This window comes from Pseudobutyrivibrio ruminis DSM 9787 (assembly GCF_900218035.1).
In the GTDB taxonomy this organism is placed as follows: domain Bacteria; phylum Bacillota; class Clostridia; order Lachnospirales; family Lachnospiraceae; genus Pseudobutyrivibrio; species Pseudobutyrivibrio ruminis.
Genome location: NZ_OBMR01000005.1, coordinates 13,887 through 33,527, shown reverse-complemented (window position 1 = coordinate 33,527; position 19,641 = coordinate 13,887). Strand labels below are relative to the sequence as shown.

The following is a 19,641-nucleotide window of genomic DNA, read 5'->3' as shown; positions in this document are numbered from 1 at the left end:
GAAACAACTAATAAAAGGAGAATAGACATGGTAAAACACATTATTTTATGGACACTTAAGGATGAGCTTTCAGCTGAGGAAAAGGAGCAAGTAAAGCTTGGAATCAAAGAAGGTTTAGAAGGCTTGGCCGGAAAAATCCCAGGAATGATTGATATCAAAGTGAACATCAATGGTCTTGCAAGCTCAAATGCAGATTTAATGCTTGATTCTACATTTGAAAGTGAGGAGGCTCTTAAAGGCTATGCCGTACATCCAGAGCATGTTGCTGTGGCAGATGGAAAGGTGAGACCTTACACTAAAATCAGAAGCTGTCTGGACTTTGAAATCTAGAAATATGTATTAATTAAAGATTTGTTAACAAATTCCCTGCATGTTAAATGTTATAATTAACCTGTACATTATAAGTTAATTGTGAACTAAGTACAGGGGACGAGAGTTGAAGAAAAGATATATTGTTATCATTAATATTTTGATAGTAGGTTTGATTCTTTTCATTATCGTGAAGTATGCTAACGATAGAGCGGTAGAATCAAATCAGTCTTCGATTGCGTCTTTTGAGAAAATGACAACCACAACAGAGCAGATTGTCGCCAATTATTTGGAGGATGAGCAGCATCTGTGTGATATTTGGGCTAATTACATCAACGGGTCTGCGGAGGCAGGGACTCCTATGACAGTTGATGAGGCCATTTCTTATATTCGAAAAGCAAAAATTTCTCCTGAGATTTCAGGACATCTTATCTATATAGACGATGGCTCTATGGCGGGCATTTCCACTAACGCCAGGTCTACAGATCCATCGGATTACTCAGTAAATTATTCCCATATTAATATTTTTGAAAACTTGGAAATCAGTAACGTGGATGGTGCGGTCAATCTAACTAGGGCGTACACCAATCCATTGAATGGTGTCCAGTCTATCGCTTTTTTAAACAACATTAAGGTCTTGGATAGTGAGACAGAAGAGATGCGAGACGCCCTTATAATTCGAGTGGTTCCTGTAAGCCGTCTGGAGCAGAAGCTGGTGTTTTTGAAGGGTGAGTATGAAAATGTGGAAATATCCCTAATAGATTGGGATGGGGACTACATGATTCATGGAAAGTCCTTGAAAAATAGCAATTTCTTTGAGTATTTTAAGTCCTATAATCCGATGTCAGCCCAGGAATATAACCAGGTGGTAGAGACGATTCGCACTGACATTGGTTCCATGCATATCCACAATTCCAAGGACGAGGATTGCGTGATAGCCTATACCCCTTTAAGCGGTCTGGATTCATGGTTTTTGGTTGCTTACATTCCAGCTTACGAGCTAACCCTTAACAGGTCCATTGACTGGCTAATCCTGGGAATCGTTGTTGCAGGACTTTTGATTCTTCTTCATTTTAACCTGATGATACTTCTTAATTTCAACCGCAAGCTAACGGTGGCGGCTGAGGCTGCAAACCAGGCAAATGAAGCAAAATCCTATTTCCTGTCTACCATGTCACATGATATTAGGACTCCAATGAATGCCATAATCGGCATGAATGAAATGATTTTAAGAGACAGCCACGATGACGAAATCCTAATGTATTCAGAAAATATCAGGGCCGCAGGAAATACGCTTCTTGGAATTATCAATGATATCCTCGACTTCTCAAAGATTGAAGCAGGGAAAATGGAAATCATTAATGTGGATTATAATTGCGCATCACTTTTGAATGATATTGTAAATATGGTTCAGAGGAAGGCTGACGAAAAGAATCTTATTTTCAAGCTAGATGTGGACCCAAATATTCCAAGATGTTTGCACGGTGATGAAATAAGGATTAAGCAGGTAATTACCAATATTCTTTCAAACGCTGTGAAATATACAAAAGAGGGTGGCGTAACCTTTTCAATCAACAGCACTAAATGTGAAGACAATCCTGATTATGTAATGCTTCACGTGAGTGTGGAGGATACAGGAATTGGCATTAAAAAGGAGGATTTGGACAAATTATTTGCAGCCTTTGAGCGAATTGATGAAAAGAAGAATCGCAACATAGAAGGAACTGGCCTGGGGATGGCCATTGCCCAAAGCTTCTTGGATATGATGGGAAGCTCAATACAGGTAGAAAGTGAGTATGGTCGGGGGTCTGTTTTTTCCTTTGATTTAAAACAAAAGGTTGTGAAATGGGAGCCGCTAGGGGAATTTGACTCGGCTTACAAGAGTTTTCTTAAGGAAAGAGAGCAGTACAAAGTACGTTTTGTGGCGCCAGATGCAAGAATCCTTGTAGTTGACGATAATGAAATCAACCTTAAGGTTTTTGGAAATCTACTTAGGGAAACTAAGATACAGATAGATACGGCGGAAAGCGGAGATGCATGCCTGACTTTATTTAAACGTAATTTCTATGACGTGATTTTCCTGGATCATATGATGCCTGATAAGGATGGTATTGAAACTATAAAGGAAATGAAAGAGTGCACTGACACGCCGAACGCTAAAACGCCTGTCATTTGCCTTACCGCAAATGCGGTATCCGGAATGAGGGAAATGTATATAAATGCAGGCTTTGATGATTACCTCACTAAGCCTATTGATACAAGCAGGCTTGAGAATATGCTTTGCACATACATATCTTCGGATTTGATAAAGCAGGTGGATAGAGAGCCTGAGCAGAAGTATAAAATCCTGTTAGTGGACGAAGATATCCAATTCTTACGTAAGCTTATGGAATTGCTATCGAATAAATACGAGGTGGCAGTGTCAAAATCTACGGCCCAGGCTACAGCCTATTTAAAGTCTCATGAGGCGGACCTGATTATCATGGATGACAAGCTGGATAATCTGGCTGAAGGGGAACCGGACAAGATTATTCGAGATAGTTTTAAGGAGAAGAGTGAAACTGAAATCACGTCTTTAATAGATGATTTCTTTGCAAAGGTTGCTGATAAAGAAAGGAGAGAACATGAATAAACAGATTAAAACAATATTAGCTATGACTTTCATATCAATGCTGGCGATTACATCGGCAGGCTGTGGACAGACTCAAAATCAGAGTCTGGAACAAAGTGAGACTCAGGTTAATCAGCAAGAAAATTCAACGAACCAGTTCTCCCCTAAATATGAAGCAGACACTGAGTATAAGCTGTCTGTGGTGGGAACCTATTCAAACTTTGAATCATTGGAGAGCACCATCGACAGATTTTACGAGCACTATCCAAATGGGGAGATTGAGTACACATATCTGGATGATTACAGAAATACAATCGGTCCTGCACTTGCAGGCCAGGAGCCACCAGATATCTACGTTGTGCAGCCATGGATGTACGGGGATGAGCAATTTGCATCACTGTTTGATGGGGCAGAGATTTTGTCTGACCCTGAGCTTGAAATCAATTTAGATTGCATTCGTTCTAGCGTTAAATGGGAGATGGATGATGGAGAAATCCTCACATTGCCTGTATTTGCCACATCCTACGGAATGCTTGTAAATATGGACATTTTTGAAACGGAAGGCCTTGAGGTTCCGAACACATTTGAGGAATTGAAGGATGTATGCCAACAGCTCAAAGAAGCTGGCTATGAATCACCTCTTATGGGAGCAAACACAACAACTACGCCAGGTATCGGCTATGCATTTAGCTATCCTATGTTTGCCAAGACTGTAAAGGATGATAGAAGTATAGAGGAGGGCCTTAATAATTTGGAACCATCAGCAGGTGAGGCAATGAGGCCATCTTTAGAGCGACTACAAGATCTTGTAGACTCAGGATGTATAGATGTTGCTAAATGTTCAGCGGAAATCGAAGATGACTACAATTCAGTAATCTTGAGATTTTTCGAAGGAGATGTTCCTATGATGCTTTGCTCAGGCGATGTTGTTTCTGGAACAAAAAAGAGAGAAGGACAGTCCGAAGCTTTTTCGGCTAATCCTTTCAACTATGATTTTTACGTAGCACCTTCTGGAGATGAAGGTGGATACTATATGGATTCAGTTTCCATATTATTCTGCGTTAATAAAAACAGTGTAAACCTGGACATGACAAATGAGTTTATCAGATTCCTTACAAGTGAAAAAGAGCTTGGACTCATGGCAGCAGAAAAACGTCTTATTACACCTACCACAGATTATTCCCTTGATGAAGTGTACGCTTCCCTGGCAGACTTTCCAGAGGCTAGAACTGTAAACTTCAGGGATACAGAGCTTCTCGATACAGCCGTAAAGCAATATAGAGCAGCAGCCTACGCAATTGTAAATGGAGAAATGACAGTGGATGAAGCCGTTGCAAACTATGGTTCAATACCGACGGAGTAGGCCTATAAGCTACTAAGGATTTGCAGTGCAAGCCCTTTTGCTTCATCGAAATCAAGATTAGAAACGAGCTTATCCAAGTCTTTGATTTGGGTTGAAAGAGCTTCATCACATTTATAGGAAAGAAGCTGTTTTGCAGTATCTTCTGCACTTCCTAAATCAAAGTCGTTCACAGCAGCGATGAGCATATTTAGATTATTTGACAGGGCCTCTCTATCAAAGCTTTTTTGAGGCCCAAGGCTATTTAAAGCAAATGGCTCAAGATAAGGCTTTAGACCTTTAAATGTATCTAAGACACCTGGTGTAAGTGCTTTGATTTGATCCACGTCATTGTCCTTGCCGAGTTTTTCTAGAGTAAAGAAATCCTCGCCAAGCTCAATGGCTCCAATCATGCGGCAGGTGGTTTTTAGTGAATGTACTTCGACGGTATAGTTGGATATATTCCCGGATGCAAGATTGGATTCTACTGAAGCAATCTTGTCATCCATTAATTTGTATACATCACCTAGGAGCTCCAAAAAGAGTTCCTCTGAACCAGCGTTTTTGATAGCTTTTTCTACATCAATACCAGGTATATTAATATTCATAAATCGTACTCCTCCATAAGTTGAGTATACCACTATTAAAATCCGGTATAAACTAGCAGGAGGAATGCATAGGGGAGGCAAAAAATGATACCACAGATTGTAGTTGTAGACGATGATCCTATTATTTTAAAAAAGGCTTGGAATACCCTTACAAGCTCTGGACTCAAAGCAGTAGTTTTGAAATCCGGAAAGGCACTTTTGGAGTACACCAGGGAAAATCCGGCTCCAGACCTTATCCTTATGGATATCAGTATGCCTGAAATGGATGGATTTGAAGTTGTTAAAGAGCTTAAAAAGTGTGAAGCTGGCTGGCGGGATACACCTGTGATTTTCCTGACAGGCAATGAAGATGAGGATACAGAGACAAAGGGGCTTTCACTTGGTGCAATGGACTTTATTAGAAAGCCTTTTGTGGCAAGCGTGCTGGTGCTTAGAGTGAAGCATGCTGTGGAACTTATCAGGCTCCAGAGAAATCTTGAAGGCATGGTTGAGGAGAAAACAAGGGAGAACGAGAACCTTTTTTTGCACGTAGTTGAAAGCCTAGCAGATGCCATCGATGCCAAAGACAACTACACAAAGGGCCATTCAGGAAGAGTAGCGATTTATTCAAAAGAGATAGCAAAGAGATATGGCTATGATGAGAAGCACCAGGAGCAGATTTTTATGATGGGGCTTCTGCATGATGTTGGAAAAATAGGAGTTCCTGATGAAGTTATTAACAAGCCAGGAAGACTTACAGACGAAGAGTTTGCCAAGATTAAGAAGCATCCGGGCATTGGTGGCAAGATTCTGGGCAATATAAAGGAAATGCCTTCCCTTGCAGCAGGCGCTAAATGGCATCATGAAAGATACGATGGAAAAGGCTATCCAGAGGGCCTTGCTGGCGACGATATTCCTGAGGAAGCCAGAATCATCGCTGTAGCCGACGCCTATGACGCCATGACCAGCACCAGAAGCTATAGAGGAGCACTACCTGTTGAAGTGGTCCGCGGGGAAATTGAAAAGGGCAAAGGCTCCCAGTTTGACCCTAAGTTTGCGGATATTATGATAGAAATGATTGATGAAGGGGCGTTCCCAGATGTATAAGCGAATTAGGCTTGTATAGGGCATTTGATACGGGAATATAGGAGCTAGTTGTTGACAAATTTGAATTCTGACGTTATATTATATGGAAATCTTTTTCGTTAACTTTTATTTATAACATTTTAAAGAGTCTTATTTTATTTTCAGAGAAAAAATCCCAATCATACGAAAATACTACGGTTCAAATTAGTATTTCTATTATTCGACCGTAGTAATAAAGAGCAGTAGTAGTGATTATGAGTTTTACCTACGGCTATTATTGCGTTTATGTGATTACAACCGTAGTGTCAGTTGGTGACCTACGGGTAAGATTTTCGAGTTCAAAGAATAGCCGTAGGTATTTTGATGATTTGAAGAAATCGCTACGGTTGAGATTACAAAAAACTAATCTCAACCGTAGGAAATCAAAAAAATCCAATATTTTTCATAGAAAAAAGAGGTTTTGAAAGATTACAAGGAATTATTAATAGAAAAACAGACGGAAATAAATCAGTTATTACAGAAATCACAGAAGAATCTTGCCAAGTATAGGGGGCTTCCTAATAAGAGAATTAGGTCATCCACAAGCAATAACTGTGTTCAGTATTATTTCGTTGATCCTGAAACAGGTGAAAGCAAATATGCAAAGAACGGTGAATATACACTGGTAAAAAAGATGATACAGCGTGACTATGAGGCGGCAGTAAATAGTAAGCTTAAGAAAATGGAAAAGGAAATCGAAAAGACTATTAAAAGGTGTGACTTTGAGGATATTCATTCTATTTATAATAAGCTTCCCTTAAGTAAGCGAAATATAGTTGTGCCAATTATAGAAACAGATGAAATGTATATAGAGCGCTGGAAGCAGGAACATGCTGGAAATCAAAACACATTTTTTGAGGATGGTAAAATCCAAACAAATAATGGGGAAAGAGTTAGATCAAAGTCAGAAAAGATAATAGCTGATTTGTTTGCAAAATATAATGTGCCTTATGTATATGAACCGTATCTAGAACTTTCTATCGGACATATCGTATACCCGGATTTTGCAGTTCTAAATATAAGAGAAAGAAAGACTATTTACTGGGAACATCTAGGGTTAATTGACAACGAAGACTATGCCAAAAAGAACATGCTAAAAATCTATGATTACAGCAGAAGTGGCTATCACTTAGGGGATAATTTGATTTTGTCTATGGAAACATTTGATATTCCGCTTAATAGTAAGGATGTTATACGAGAAATAATGAAATATTGCGTATGATAATTATTGATTTATAGAACGACAAATGACATAATGTGTGCAATAAAAGCTTGGAATGGGAATAGTGGAGAATACTAATATGGTCATAGGCGTTAGTGCATGTTTATTAGGGGAGAACTGCAAATACAATGGGGGCAATAATTATAGTGAAAAGACACTTGAATATGTAAAGGGGCATGAGGTTGTGCCTGTTTGCCCTGAAGTTTTAGGCGGGCTCCCTACACCAAGGGAATCAGCAGAAATAGTTGATGGTGTTGTAAAGCACAAGGATGGATATTCTGTGGATGCTGAATTTAGAGATGGTGCTGAGAAAGCGTTGCAAACTCTTTTAGATAAGAATGCAGAGCTTGTGATACTACAATCAAGGAGTCCATCCTGTGGGGTTAATACTATTTATGATGGAACTTTTTCAGGAAATCTAATACCTGGAAATGGAGTGTTTGTTGAGCTTCTCAAGCAAAATGGAATAAAAGTAGTAGATGTGGCTGACTTATAGAAACGGGGGCAATAATGGTTTTACTGGTTATTGATGTACAAAAAGGAATTACAGATGAGCGATTATACAATTATCAGAAGTTTATAGATAACACAGCAAGGCTGATACAGACAGCACGAGAGAATGATGTAGAGGTCATTTATGTACAGCATGACGATGGCCCAGGTTCAGGTTTCTCTGCAGGTGATGAGGACTATGAAATTGCAGATCAGGTTGCGCCAATAGGAAAAGAGCGTATTTTTACCAAGACAGTGAATAGCTGCTTTGGTAATCCAAACTTTGTATCTTATTTACAGCAGACTGGCACAAGGAAACTTATGATAGTAGGCCTCCAGACAAACTTCTGCATAGATGCCACAGTAAAGTCAGCCTTTGATAGAGGCTATAAGGTTATTGTTCCAGCTGGATGCAACTCTACATTTGACAATGACTATATGGATGCTGAGACTACATACAGATATTACAATGAGATGATGTGGCCAAAACGTTTTGCAGACTGTGTAGCTGTTAAGGAAGCAGAGCATAGAATCAAAAATGAAGTTCCTGAGTGATATTTCTTGCTTGAACAGACACAAAATGACATAATGTGTCTAGCAAGAAAGGGAGGCCAACATGCGAATAATCGAAAAAGCTACAGTAAAAGACAAAGAGGAGATTCTTAAACTTTATAAGGCACAGCTTGGTAGGGAATATTGCCCTTGGAATGAATACTATCCTACAATGGAAGAGATAGATTTTGATTTATCCAGGGATGCTTTGCTTGTAATGAGAGAAGAGGGCAAGATAATTGCTGCTATTTCAATAGACGACGATGATTCTGTTAATAATTTAGATTGCTGGACAGATGAATTGCAGCCAGGTGGAGAGCTTTCAAGGCTTGCGGTTAGTCCAGATTGCCAAGGCAAAGGCTTAGCTAAAGAGATGATTGAAAAAGGCCTGGAAGAGCTAAAAAATAGAAGCTATAAGAGCCTTCATTTCTTAGTAAATAGGCATAATCTAAAAGCGCTTAAATGCTATTCAGCATTTAAGTTTAATAAGGTTGGGGAATGTGAGTTGTATGAGCAACCAATGCTTTGCTATGAAATGGAACTATAATCGGAAGGACACGTTATTATGAACTACACATTAGAAAATGACAAAATAAAGCTTACAGTTGCTGAGCATGGAGCTGAGATTAAATCACTTATTAGAAAAGCTGATGAGAAGGAGCTTATGTGGCAGGCAGATGCTGCATACTGGGGACGTACAGCACCAGTGCTTTTCCCACTTGTAGGAAACTACTATCAGAAGAAGTCTGTGTTTAAGGGCCAGACATATGAAATGGGGCAGCACGGTTTTGCCAGAGATATGGATTTTATGCTTGGCAGACAGACTGAAAATGAGCTTGTTTTTTTACTTAAAGATAACGAAGAATCGAGAAAGAAATATCCATTTTCATTCCTACTTGTAATTACTTACAGATTGGTAAATGATACTGTAAATGTTGAATGGAAGGTTGAAAATCCAAACGAAGAAACTATGTACTTCTCGATTGGCGGGCATCCAGCATTCAATTGCGATTTAGATACTTATACACTCCGATTCGAAAAAGACAATCAGCCTAATGCAAAGATTACCGCAAATATTATTGCAGATGATGGCAGTGGCTGCTTAGGAGATGAACAGAAGCAGTTTGAGCTTGAAAATGGAGTACTTGCAATGTCAGATGAGCTTTTCAGCAGAGACGCCCTTATCATTGAGGATAGACAATCAGATAAGGTGACACTCATTGATGACAACGGTCAGGATGTAATAGCAGTTAAGTTTGATGCACCACTTTTTGGTGTATGGTCTCCAGTAGGAAAGCACGCACCATTTGTATGTATCGAACCATGGTATGGACGATGCGATAGAGTTGGCTTCAATCAAAAATTAGAGGAACGTGAATACGGAAATACGTTAAGTATCACAGACATATTCCAGGTAAGCTTTGATATTCAAGTATTTTAAATAGAGGTACCTGTTTCAACGGAAATCTTGCTTCTAAAGTAGGTAAGGTATCTAATCCATGCAGTAACGCCACTAATGAGCCAAACAACGCCTGATGAAATCCAAATTCCGGTTTCACCAAAGCCTAGGTAGCTACAGAATAATGCTGGAATGGTAAAACGGCAGATGATCTCGACAATTCCGTTGAACAATGAAAAGAAGGCGTCGCCGATTCCGGTTAGGACACCGCGAATGACGTAAATCATTCCAAGTGCAAGGTAGAACAGGCTAGTGATTCGAAGGCCCATGGCACCAAGCGAGATGATGGCTTCATCATCTACAAAAAGCCCAGTGATGGCGCGACCAAAGAACTGCATAATAAAAATTAATAGAAGAGTCAGTATAATCATGATGCGTATTCCCGAATAGTATCCTGATAGTACACGATCATTTTTCTTGGCACCGAAATTCTGCCCGCTAAAGGTAGAAATTGAGGTGCCAAGTGTTGTATATGGCTGATGTATCAGTTGCTCGATTCTGTTTGTAGCAGTGAAAGCGGCAACCACGATAGTGCCGTAGGAATTTACAATTCGCTGAACAGCCATTGATGATATAGCAATCAAGCCGAATTGAATAGACATAGGTACACCAAGTCGTATGACGCGGTAACACATCTGACGAGAAAGCTGAATATCATCACATGTAAAACGGAAATACGGATTTGTTCTATAGGCGTGGATGCTACATAGAATAACTGATGTTAATTGAGAAATAATAGTTGCAAGTGCTGCGCCTTGAATTCCTTTATGAAGAATACAAACCATAATGATATCTAGTGTGATATTCAAAACGATTGAGAAAATCAAGAAATATAAAGGTGTTTTTGAATCCCCCAAAGCTCTAAGCATAGAGGATAGAAAATTGTATAAAGAAACAAAAAGCAAACCTACGCACATATATCGAGTGTAGGAAATGGCATCAAAAAGAATATTTTCCGGTGTGCTTAGAATTCGTAAAAATTGAGGAACAAAAATAAAGCCCAAAGTACCTATTACAAGTGGCACGATAAGCATAATCAATGCAGTATTAACAATACATTTTTTTACATTGGCATCTTCGTGTGCACCGTAAAATTGGGAAACAACAATTCCGCCGCCTCCGCCTATTCCGTTACACAAGGCAAAAAATAGAAATGTGATAGAACTGGTGGCACCGATAGCAGCGAAAGCGTTTGCACCTACAAATCGGCCAACGATGATAGAATCTGCAAGGTTGTATATTTGCTGAAAGATATTGCCAATAAGGGTTGGAAGGGCGAATAACAGAAGATGTTTAGTTGGGTTCCCTTGAGTCATATCTGTAATATTCTTGCTTGTCATATGTCGTTCTCCTTATGGCACTTTTCCCACATTATATCTGCATTTTTGGGGTATGTCTTAGCAATAATTGCTAACAAAATTATAAGAATAAAAAAATACTTTACTTTAGCTTGGTGAAGCGTTAGAATATATCTAAAATTGTCTTGCGTAGGAGGACAAATGTCCGCGCAAGACGCAACTAGCCAAATAAGATGTAAAGGGAGATATGCCTGTGGAAAGAGTTTTATCAATCGTAGAAAAGGTTAATAGTGCAGTAAATGGATTCGTATGGGGATTACCAATGCTCATTCTTTTAGTGGGTACCGGTATTCTGATGACTTGTTTGACCAAGTTTTTCCAGATTACTCACATCAAGCATTGGATAAAGAATACTATCGGTGGTATTTTCAAGGACTCACATGTTACAGCACACACAGATAAAGAGGATACTCAGATTTCTCAGTTCCAAAGTCTTTGTACAGCACTTGCAGCTACAATCGGAACAGGTAATATTGCCGGTGTTGCAGCAGCTATCGCTTCAGGTGGCCCTGGTGCAATCTTCTGGATGTGGATTGTTGCTTTCTTTGGAATGATGACAAACTTCTCAGAAAATGTGTTGGGTATTTATTATCGAAGAAGAAACGAGAGAAATGAGTGGTGCGGTGGCGCCATGTATTATCTTAGAGACGGTCTTGGTTCTAAAAAGGGAATGAGACATGTGGGAGCTTGGCTAGCAGTATTGTTTAGCGTTTTCTGCATCGGTGCATCATTTGGTATTGGAAACATGGGCCAGGTAAATTCAATTGCAGTAAACATCAAATCAGCCTTTGGAATCCCAGCTATTGCAACTGGTATCTTCCTTATGATTCTTGGTGGCCTTGTTATTGTTGGCGGTCTTAAGAGAATCGCATCAGTTACAGAAAAACTAGTGCCTTTCATGGCAGTTATTTATTTGATTTGTGCGTTAATCGTTTGTATTGTCCATATTGATCAGGCAGGAGCGGTATTCACTTCTATTATAAAGGGAGCCTTTGGTATGCGAGCTGTTGGCGGCGGTATTGTAGGTAGTGGCGTTGCCATGGCTGTTCAGTGGGGTATGAAGAGAGGTGTATTTTCAAACGAAGCAGGTCTTGGTTCATCTGTAATGGTTCATTCCAGCTCGAATGTTAGAGAGCCGGTAGTTCAGGGAATGTGGGGAATCTTCGAGGTATTTGCTGACACAATTATCGTATGTACGATTACCGCATTTACGGTTCTTTCAAGCGGCCTTGTAGATTTGGAAACAGGCGTTGTAATTTCAGACCAGGTATCCACAGCACTTGTTGCAGAAGCCTTCTCAACAGTATTTGGTAAGTTTGGATACGGCTTTATCGCAATTGCGATTTTGCTTTTTGCTTTCTCAACAACACTTGGCTGGAGCCAGTATGGAAGCAAGGGATTTGAATATTTATTTGGTAGAAAGAATGTAAAGATTTATCAGGTGATTTTCGTAGCCTTCATCGTAGTAGGAGCTACTATGGATTTGAGCCTTGCCTGGGATATTTCAGATACTCTCAATGGTATGATGGCTATTCCAAACCTTATCGGTGTGCTTGCACTTAGCGGAACAGTTATGAAGATTACTCAAAACTATGTTCAAAGAAAGATTCTTCATAAGGATGTAAAGCCTATGCTTTCTGCATTGGAGGATATACAGGAGCTTCATGAAATGGAATTGATGGAGTCTATTTCCAGTGATGAGGAGCTGGATTCAGAAGCAATTTAAGACAAATAAAAATGGCGGTTTAATCCGCCATTTTTTATGCTTATTTAGATATTAGATGTCAGCAGCGATATCGATATTTTCGCCTGTAATTCCTACCCATGCGCCATCCTTTGCTTCAGAGCTTTCAGCGTGAGCAAGAAGCCATTTGTTTGTAGCAGTCAAAAGAGTATCCTCCTTATTGTCAGCAGTAAACTCAGGCTTGCCAACATTTGTGCCCTTTGGAAGGCCAACTAATACCTGGAAACCTGAATCCTTGTGAGCCTGACATGGAGCGTAGTGAAGAGCAGTTGCATAAACTTCAATCATCACTCCCTTTGGACATAAGAAAGCTTTTACTTTGCTTGAATCAAGCTTGTAATCTACGATTTCCTCTCTCTTTGCAAGAAGAAGGATGAAATCTGTAGCACCTAAATTGATTTCGCTTGAGCGGTGATACTCGAGGCAGTTGAGCTTTGTGTTGTGACCATTGCACCAACCAAACTGCATTGGAGAGCCACCAAAGAGTGAGTTAGAAATCTTGTCTGCAGCAGCTAAGCTCTGGAGAGCTGGTTCCTCGGCAACATACTCTGTGCCTTCTGGAATAGGAGTGTTGTCTCTTAAAGCCTCCATGATTGCTTTCTTTTCTGCATCATATCCCTCGATGATTCGTCCATAGTTGGTAAACTCTGGATCTGTTACTTTTAAAATTTCCATACTTATCCTCCTAGTACATTATTTACCTTAAATCCTAATAAGATACTATAACGAGCAGAGTTATTTGTCGTAGCAATTATTTAACTATTAGTGGCTAAAAATTGATTTGTTTTTATACTAAAATTATTGGATTAAAAGCCCATCCATGATAAACTTATAGCCATTAAAAGATATATTTCAATCATTTGATTTTATTTAGAAGAAGGAAAACATGAGAAAAATAGGATTCAGTAACGAAAAGTACACAGAGATGCAATCTAAAAGAATTAGAGAGCGCATCGATCAATTTGGTGGAAAGCTTTATCTTGAGTTTGGTGGAAAGCTTTTTGATGATTACCATGCATCAAGAGTTTTGCCAGGATTTAAGCCAGATGCAAAAATCACTATGCTCAAGGAGCTTGCAGACAAAACAGAAATCGTAATCGCTATCAAGGCTGGCGATATTGAGAAAAACAAGGTTCGTGGAGATATCGGTATCACATACGATATGGACCTTCTCAGACTTATCGATGCTTTTACAAGCTATGGCCTTTACGTAGGTTCTGTTGTTCTTACTCAGTTTGCAGAGCAGCCATCAGCAGTAGCATACGAGAAAAAGCTTAAGGCTCTCGGTCTTAAGGTATTCAGACACTACATCATTCCAGGTTACCCATCAAACATTCCATTTATCGTATCTGATGAGGGATTTGGAAAGAATGATTACATTGAAACAACTCGTCCACTTGTAGTTGTTACTGCACCTGGTCCAGGAAGTGGAAAGATGGCAACATGCCTTTCTCAGCTTTACCATGAGTCAAAGCGTGGCGTAAAGGCAGGATATGCTAAGTTCGAAACATTCCCAATCTGGAATTTACCACTTAACCATCCTGTAAACCTTGCATACGAGGCTGCAACAGCAGATTTGAATGATGTCAACATGATTGACCCATTCCATCTTGAGGCATACGGCGAGACTGTTGTTAACTACAACCGTGATGTTGAAGTTTTCCCTGTTCTTAAGGCAATGTTCGAGAAGATTTCTGGCGAATCTCCATACAAGTCACCTACAGACATGGGTGTAAACATGGCAGGAAACGCAATTGTTGATGATGATGTTTGTAGAAATGCATCAAATCAGGAAATCATCCGTCGTTACTATGAGGCCGTAGTTGCTAAGCGCAAGGGCGATGGAAGTGATTCAGCTATTCAGAAGCTTGAGCTTTTAATGGAAAAGGCAGGCATTTCTGTATCAGACAGACCAGTTGTATCTGCTGCAAACATCAAGGCAGAGCAGACTGGAGTACCATGTGCAGCTATGGAGCTTCCAGATGGTCAGATTATCACAGGTAAGACTTCTCAGATGCTTGGTGCTTCATCAGCTATGATGCTTAATTCACTAAAGCATTTAGCAGGCATCCCTGATGAGATTAAGCTTATTTCACCTGAGATTCTTACACCTATTATGAATCTTAAGACAAAGCATTTAGGTGACCACAATCCACACCTTCATTTGAATGAGCTTCTTATTGCTCTTTCAATGGAATCAATCAGCAACGAAAATGCAAAGAAGGCATATGATTGCATTCCAATGATGGAAGGTGCAGAGGTACATTCATCAGTTATTCTTTCTTCTGTAGACGTAGGTGTATTTAAGCAGCTTGGGGTTCACCTTACATGTGAGCCACGTTACGAAGGCAACAAGCTTTATCACAGCTAATTAATAATTAAATATAAAAAAATAGAAGCTCTTTTATTGCAAAAGAGCTTCTAATTCTTTAAGGGCAATTTCGTGATTCTTGTCCTTTGCCCATACGGCATTCAAACCGCATTCTCTGGCAGCGATTACGTTTGGTTCGCTGTCATCAATAAATACGCATTCCTCAGGAACTAAATTATATTTTTCGATTATACGATTATAGATGGCATGATCTGGCTTGATAAGCTTTTCTTCGTATGAGAACACGCCACCATCAAGCATTGGAAGAAAATCAAGTTGCTTTAGTGCGCCTTCCCTCATGTGAGAAGACCAGTTTGAAAGGTAAAGTAGCTGATAGCCGCGATTTTTTAAATCGCGAATCCAATCCTTTGCAAAGTCGTACTGCCACAGAGCATCACCAGCAGTCTCCCAAAAGTGAATGATTTCATCCTTTATATCAGGAGCATCCTTGATAAAAGAGGCTACTAATTCGTCATTTGTAAGAACGCCTCTGTCAACCTCAGCCCATTTCTCACCAAAGACATTAGCCTTGATTCGCTCAACTAGCTCAGCATCGTTATTAAATTCCTTCATCATATATGCAGTCCAATCGTATCCAATAAGGACTCCGCCAATATCAAAAATAATAGTTTTTATCATAAGTATCCCCCTTTGTATGTAGGTCAAATATTTAAAACGCCAGCTATTAGTTTAGCAAAACTGCTGTAGGACTTTCAATCCTATTGATACTGTTTGAGTCCTTATATTATAATTTAATAGATCTGTTAAATAAGAAAAAATTAGAAATATGGAGAAATATGGAAGAGAAAAAGCATAAACGTCGAGTTCATTACTCAGGAAAATATCCAAAAAAGTTTGAGGAAAAATATAAAGAGCATAATCCTGAAAAATATGCAGATACAATTGAGCATGTAATCAGCAAGGGTTCAACACCTGCTGGCATGCATATTTCCATTATGGTGCAGGAGATTCTTGATTTCTTGCAGATACAGCCAGGGCAGCAGGGGTTGGATTGCACCCTTGGATATGGTGGACACACAAGAAAGATGTTGGAGCAGCTTCAGGGGCAGGGCATTATGTACGGCTTGGATGTTGATCCAATCGAATCTGCCAAAACAGTAGAACGCTTGCGCACCGCCGGTTTCGGAGAGGACAACTTCCAGTTTAGACTTATCAATTTTGCAAACATAGATAAAGTTTCCGAAGAGGCAGGCAAGTTTGATTTCGTTCTTGCGGATTTAGGAGTATCTTCAATGCAGATTGATAATCCTGAACGCGGATTTTCTTATAAAATTGATGGCCCGTTGGATTTAAGACTAGATCCAGACCATGGTGAGAGTGCAGCAGAACGTCTTCACAACATCACTGAGGAAGAATTTGTTGGGATGATGATAGAAAATTCAGATGAGCCATATGCTGAGGAAATCGCACACAAGGTGTTTACACTTATGGCAAAAGGGAATCCTATGGACACCACCACAGCCCTTCGAGAGGCAATTGCAGAGGCTCTTTGGAAGGTTCCAAAGGATGAAAAGGACCAGGCTATTAAAAAGAGTTGTGCCAGAGTATTCCAGGCACTTCGTATAGACGTTAATAGCGAGTTTGAAGTGTTATACTCATTCCTTGAAAAGTTACCAGGGATTTTAAAGCCAGGTGGCAGAGTTGCCATCCTTACCTTCCATTCAGGAGAGGATAGGCTGGTAAAGAAATCATTTAAGGAATTGAAGAAAGCAGGAGTATATGCTGATGTTTCTTCAGATGTGATACGTCCATCGGCGGAGGAATGCAGAATCAATCCTAGAAGTAAATCTACCAAGATGAGATGGGCAATAAAACAGTAAGAAAGCGAGGAGAATAATGGTTTTAGGAATAGCAGGAAATGGTGTTATTGTTGGGGAAGTGCTTTCGTTTATTGACGAGATTGAGTTTGAAAAGATTTATATCTGTGGCAGAGAGAAAAGCAAAGATAAGCTGGATGCCATGGCAGCAAAATATCATTTAGATACCGTATTTACGGACTATGATGAAATGCTTAAGTCTGACGTTGACGTTGTATACGTAGGTGTACTTAATGATTTGCATTATGAATACACAAAGAGAGCACTTCAGGCTAAAAAGCATGTAATCTGCGAAAAGCCTGTTACAAAGAGTCTTGCTGAATTTCAGGAGCTTGTGGATTTAGCAAAAGCCAATAACGTTATGTATTTTGAGGCTATGAGTATTTATCATATGCCAGCCTACAAGCAGCTGCAGCAGGATGTTAAGCTGGTTGGTGATATAAAGCTTTGCGTGTTTAACTACAGCCAGATGTCTAGTAGATATAGCAAGTTCCACAGCGGCGAAATGGTGCCAGCAGTATTTGATCCTGCTCATGACGGAGGAGCTATTCGCGATTTAAATGTGTACAACATATCTGCAATGGTTGGCCTATTTGGAGAGCCTGATTCTGTAAGATATGATGCAAATATGGAAAAGGGCGTAGATACAAGCGGTGTACTAACTGCAGATTATGGCAATTTCAAGGTTCTTTGCATTGGAGCAAAGGATTGTGTGGCACCTGGCCCATCTACAATCCAGGGTGTTGATGCAACAATCTGTATTTACCCTCATGTAAATGGTATGACAGAATACGATGTTCTTTTCAATGATGCTGATACAGAAACAAAAGAGGTTTCACTATCGGATGGAAGTCATAGACTTTACTTTGAATTTGCAGAATTCAAGCGCATCATTCAGGAGAAGGATTTTGAAGCTAATGAACAATTGCTTAAATACAGTGCTCAGGTAATGAGCATTATCGATAAAACGAATTAATAATTCACAGTTTTACACAATAAATATGCTAAAATAAACGGAGTGTTTGTTTTAGCATATTTTATCTTTAAAGATCTATTACGAAAGGCTTTTTATGGTTGAGGCAGAGAGCTGGGTTATACTTAATTTTTTTACATCATTTTTATTAATATTGCTGCTGATATTTCAAAATCAGATTTCCAGGTTGCAGAAAGGGCGCAAGTATTCGGCAATCCTTGTATGCACACTGATTTTGTTACTATCTGAAACTATTGGTCGTATAGGCGAGATGTATCCAGACAAGTATTTATTCTTGGGATATCTGGGGTACTTTTTAATCTTCCTATTGGATCCACTTGATATATTGTACGCCATGTATTATCTGGATTGCTGGATGGATGATGAAGATTTAAAGCATAGACGTCCAATCAGATATTGCTTCGAACTCTTTGCAGTTTTAAATATAGTATTCGTTTCAATATCAGCGTTGTTCGGGCTGAAATGGTTTTTCTATTTTGAAAATGGTATTTACTATCGTGGTCCATTCTTCTTTATAAGAGCAGGATTTATGCTGTTGTTCATTTTCATGTTGCTTGTTTATGCGCTGGTATTTAATAAGCACATTATGAGTGAATACAAGACAGCAGTATTGTTTTTGCCGGCGTTATCATTAATCGGAGCACTGCTACAGATATTCATTGCCAATATCGATTGCACATACGCAGGCATATCTTTGGGATGTTTGATTGTATTTTTCTACTATCAAAGCAGGGATGTAAACATCGACTACCTCACTGGTGTACTAAACCGAAGAGGGCTGGATATCAAAATGCAGGACATGGTTAAAAGTTCCATTTCCAGTGGAAAAGACTTTACTGCAATCATGATGGATGTTGATAATTTCAAAGATATTAATGACAGTATGGGTCATGAGGAAGGGGATAAGGCAATCAAAATTATTGCTGACATTCTTGTAGATACCTTTGGAAGGTCGGCAGCCATAGGACGTTTTGGGGGAGATGAGTTCTGCGTAATCACTGATGAATTGGACATGAATCAGATAAACGAAAAGATAGATGAGGTGAGGGATTACGTTGCAAAGCAGAGCGCTCGCAATAATTGGCCTCAGGGAGTTGGCATAAGCTGTGGCTTCCAAAGCTACAATCACGACAGTAGTCTTACAGCTAAACAGTTCCAAGAACTTATAGACAAGCTGATGTATGTGGAAAAACAGTCACATCACCAGTTGTCTTGAGGATAAAGTTATATTGTGTTATCGTATATACAATAGAGTTATTAACGTGGGATTTTACAGTTATGGAGGGGTATTAGGATGATTATTAGTGAACGTATCTTTAAGTTGATGGATGAAAAAGGTGTTTCTCAGCTTCAGTTAGCTGAAAAGACTGGTATTGCACAAAGCACTATCAGCGATTGGAAGAGAAAGAAAACAAATCCATCGTCAGACAAGATTATGGCAATCTGCGACGTACTAGATGTTTCACCTTTTGAGTTACTTCAGGACACAATTCCTTCGAAAGGGGCAGGAGAGGTAGATTTCCTCATCGCCAGCGAAGGAACTGCTGAATATGCTGTACTCAAAAAGATGGAAAAGCTCAACAAGAAAACAAAAGAAGAGCTTACAAATTATGTTAAGGGATTAAGGAATAAGAAATAAA

The 19,641-nt window shown here is 39.5% G+C and carries 19 protein-coding genes; 15 read left to right on the top strand and 4 right to left on the bottom strand.

The genetic code is table 11. The features are described from left to right. Window positions 1-27 precede the first annotated feature (27 nt). The 3 genes from CRN97_RS05180 to CRN97_RS05170 all read left to right on the top strand — a co-directional run bounded on the left by CRN97_RS05180 (window position 28) and on the right by CRN97_RS05170 (window position 4,283). On the top strand, window positions 28-330 hold the full coding sequence (locus CRN97_RS05180; protein WP_044937419.1) for a Dabb family protein: 303 nt from the start codon (window positions 28-30) through the stop codon (window positions 328-330). Window positions 331-436: 106 nt separating this feature from the next. After that, entirely contained in the window at window positions 437-2,941 is a 2,505-nt protein-coding gene (locus CRN97_RS05175) for a response regulator (RefSeq protein WP_097076109.1), read from the top strand. After that, window positions 2,934-4,283 carry an ABC transporter substrate-binding protein gene (locus tag CRN97_RS05170; RefSeq protein WP_179670685.1) on the top strand — a complete coding sequence of 450 codons (1,350 nt, stop codon included), beginning with the start codon at window positions 2,934-2,936 and terminating at the stop codon, window positions 4,281-4,283. The genes CRN97_RS05175 and CRN97_RS05170 overlap by 8 nt, the downstream gene beginning before the upstream one ends. Before the next feature lie 2 nt (window positions 4,284-4,285). Here CRN97_RS05170 and CRN97_RS05165 read toward each other — a convergent pair whose 3' ends face one another. After that, complete coding sequence (locus CRN97_RS05165; protein WP_097076107.1) at window positions 4,286-4,867, bottom strand: Hpt domain-containing protein; 582 nt, start codon at window positions 4,865-4,867, stop codon at window positions 4,286-4,288. Between the two features lie 84 nt (window positions 4,868-4,951). Here CRN97_RS05165 and CRN97_RS05160 point away from each other — a divergent pair, with 84 nt between their 5' ends. From CRN97_RS05160 to CRN97_RS05135, 6 genes are all read left to right on the top strand, one after another. Further along, window positions 4,952-5,953: an HD domain-containing phosphohydrolase gene (locus tag CRN97_RS05160; RefSeq protein WP_097076106.1), complete on the top strand. Its 1,002-nt coding sequence runs from the start codon at window positions 4,952-4,954 to the stop codon at window positions 5,951-5,953. 439 nt (window positions 5,954-6,392) lie between these two features. After that, on the top strand, window positions 6,393-7,193 hold the full coding sequence (locus tag CRN97_RS05155; RefSeq protein ID WP_097076105.1) for a hypothetical protein: 801 nt from the start codon (window positions 6,393-6,395) through the stop codon (window positions 7,191-7,193). Window positions 7,194-7,272: 79 nt separating this feature from the next. Further along, window positions 7,273-7,689, top strand: a complete 417-nt coding sequence (locus CRN97_RS05150) for a DUF523 domain-containing protein (RefSeq protein WP_097076104.1) — start codon at window positions 7,273-7,275, stop codon at window positions 7,687-7,689. A 14-nt stretch (window positions 7,690-7,703) separates the two neighbouring features. Further along, window positions 7,704-8,240 (top strand): cysteine hydrolase family protein, encoded by a 537-nt coding sequence (locus CRN97_RS05145; RefSeq protein WP_097076103.1) that lies wholly within the window; start codon window positions 7,704-7,706, stop codon window positions 8,238-8,240. Between the two features lie 61 nt (window positions 8,241-8,301). Next, window positions 8,302-8,784: a GNAT family N-acetyltransferase gene (locus tag CRN97_RS05140; RefSeq protein WP_097076102.1), complete on the top strand. Its 483-nt coding sequence runs from the start codon at window positions 8,302-8,304 to the stop codon at window positions 8,782-8,784. Between the two features lie 18 nt (window positions 8,785-8,802). Continuing rightward, window positions 8,803-9,678 (top strand): aldose 1-epimerase family protein, encoded by an 876-nt coding sequence (locus CRN97_RS05135; protein ID WP_242962002.1) that lies wholly within the window; start codon window positions 8,803-8,805, stop codon window positions 9,676-9,678. Here the strand turns inward: CRN97_RS05135 and CRN97_RS05130 are convergent. After that, window positions 9,675-11,036, bottom strand: coding sequence for an MATE family efflux transporter (locus tag CRN97_RS05130; RefSeq protein ID WP_097076100.1), 1,362 nt, complete (start codon window positions 11,034-11,036; stop codon window positions 9,675-9,677). The two genes, CRN97_RS05135 and CRN97_RS05130, sit on opposite strands and share 4 nt — an antisense overlap. Window positions 11,037-11,247: 211 nt before the next feature. Between CRN97_RS05130 and CRN97_RS05125 the strand changes: the two genes are divergently transcribed. Then, window positions 11,248-12,780 carry an alanine/glycine:cation symporter family protein gene (locus tag CRN97_RS05125; RefSeq protein ID WP_330400083.1) on the top strand — a complete coding sequence of 511 codons (1,533 nt, stop codon included), beginning with the start codon at window positions 11,248-11,250 and terminating at the stop codon, window positions 12,778-12,780. Between the two features lie 51 nt (window positions 12,781-12,831). Here the strand turns inward: CRN97_RS05125 and CRN97_RS05120 are convergent, their stop codons facing one another. Further along, window positions 12,832-13,473 carry a DUF4867 family protein gene (locus CRN97_RS05120; RefSeq protein WP_097076098.1) on the bottom strand — a complete coding sequence of 214 codons (642 nt, stop codon included), beginning with the start codon at window positions 13,471-13,473 and terminating at the stop codon, window positions 12,832-12,834. Between the two features lie 211 nt (window positions 13,474-13,684). Here CRN97_RS05120 and CRN97_RS05115 point away from each other — a divergent pair, with 211 nt between their 5' ends. Next, complete coding sequence (locus tag CRN97_RS05115; protein ID WP_074788786.1) at window positions 13,685-15,169, top strand: DUF1846 domain-containing protein; 1,485 nt, start codon at window positions 13,685-13,687, stop codon at window positions 15,167-15,169. Window positions 15,170-15,202: 33 nt separating this feature from the next. Here the strand turns inward: CRN97_RS05115 and CRN97_RS05110 are convergent, their stop codons facing one another. Beyond that, the gene (locus tag CRN97_RS05110) at window positions 15,203-15,808 is read right to left on the bottom strand and encodes an HAD family hydrolase (RefSeq protein ID WP_044937450.1); all 606 of its coding nucleotides are present in this window, start codon (window positions 15,806-15,808) and stop codon (window positions 15,203-15,205) included. 158 nt (window positions 15,809-15,966) lie between these two features. On the opposite strand from CRN97_RS05110, the gene rsmH reads away from it, so the two are divergent. The 4 genes from rsmH (at window position 15,967) to CRN97_RS05090 (ending at window position 19,640) form a co-directional block, all read left to right on the top strand. Then, a complete protein-coding gene (rsmH, locus tag CRN97_RS05105; protein ID WP_097076097.1) occupies window positions 15,967-17,010 on the top strand; it encodes a 16S rRNA (cytosine(1402)-N(4))-methyltransferase RsmH in 1,044 nt (347 codons plus the stop codon). Between the two features lie 16 nt (window positions 17,011-17,026). After that, complete coding sequence (locus CRN97_RS05100) at window positions 17,027-17,983, top strand: Gfo/Idh/MocA family protein (protein ID WP_097076096.1); 957 nt, start codon at window positions 17,027-17,029, stop codon at window positions 17,981-17,983. A 232-nt stretch (window positions 17,984-18,215) separates the two neighbouring features. Then, window positions 18,216-19,217 carry a diguanylate cyclase gene (locus CRN97_RS05095; RefSeq protein WP_179670684.1) on the top strand — a complete coding sequence of 334 codons (1,002 nt, stop codon included), beginning with the start codon at window positions 18,216-18,218 and terminating at the stop codon, window positions 19,215-19,217. Window positions 19,218-19,295: 78 nt separating this feature from the next. Beyond that, window positions 19,296-19,640 carry a helix-turn-helix domain-containing protein gene (locus tag CRN97_RS05090; RefSeq protein ID WP_033153681.1) on the top strand — a complete coding sequence of 115 codons (345 nt, stop codon included), beginning with the start codon at window positions 19,296-19,298 and terminating at the stop codon, window positions 19,638-19,640. The last annotated feature ends 1 nt before the right edge of the window (window position 19,641 follow it).

Bases quoted from the DNA above. Each gene is read 5' to 3' on its own strand.
- CRN97_RS05130 (WP_097076100.1), bottom strand. From the start codon at position 11,036: ATGACAAGCAAGAATATTACAGATATGACTCAAGGGAACCCAACTAAA.
- CRN97_RS05150 (WP_097076104.1), top strand. From the start codon at position 7,273: ATGGTCATAGGCGTTAGTGCATGTTTATTAGGGGAGAACTGCAAATAC.
- CRN97_RS05165 (WP_097076107.1), bottom strand. From the start codon at position 4,867: ATGAATATTAATATACCTGGTATTGATGTAGAAAAAGCTATCAAAAAC.
- CRN97_RS05160 (WP_097076106.1), top strand. From the start codon at position 4,952: ATGATACCACAGATTGTAGTTGTAGACGATGATCCTATTATTTTAAAA.
- CRN97_RS05135 (WP_242962002.1), top strand. From the start codon at position 8,803: ATGAACTACACATTAGAAAATGACAAAATAAAGCTTACAGTTGCTGAG.
- CRN97_RS05120 (WP_097076098.1), bottom strand. From the start codon at position 13,473: ATGGAAATTTTAAAAGTAACAGATCCAGAGTTTACCAACTATGGACGA.
- CRN97_RS05100 (WP_097076096.1), top strand. From the start codon at position 17,027: ATGGTTTTAGGAATAGCAGGAAATGGTGTTATTGTTGGGGAAGTGCTT.
- CRN97_RS05090 (WP_033153681.1), top strand. From the start codon at position 19,296: ATGATTATTAGTGAACGTATCTTTAAGTTGATGGATGAAAAAGGTGTT.
- CRN97_RS05115 (WP_074788786.1), top strand. From the start codon at position 13,685: ATGAGAAAAATAGGATTCAGTAACGAAAAGTACACAGAGATGCAATCT.
- CRN97_RS05180 (WP_044937419.1), top strand. From the start codon at position 28: ATGGTAAAACACATTATTTTATGGACACTTAAGGATGAGCTTTCAGCT.
- CRN97_RS05145 (WP_097076103.1), top strand. From the start codon at position 7,704: ATGGTTTTACTGGTTATTGATGTACAAAAAGGAATTACAGATGAGCGA.
- rsmH (WP_097076097.1), top strand. From the start codon at position 15,967: ATGGAAGAGAAAAAGCATAAACGTCGAGTTCATTACTCAGGAAAATAT.
- CRN97_RS05110 (WP_044937450.1), bottom strand. From the start codon at position 15,808: ATGATAAAAACTATTATTTTTGATATTGGCGGAGTCCTTATTGGATAC.
- CRN97_RS05170 (WP_179670685.1), top strand. From the start codon at position 2,934: ATGAATAAACAGATTAAAACAATATTAGCTATGACTTTCATATCAATG.
- CRN97_RS05140 (WP_097076102.1), top strand. From the start codon at position 8,302: ATGCGAATAATCGAAAAAGCTACAGTAAAAGACAAAGAGGAGATTCTT.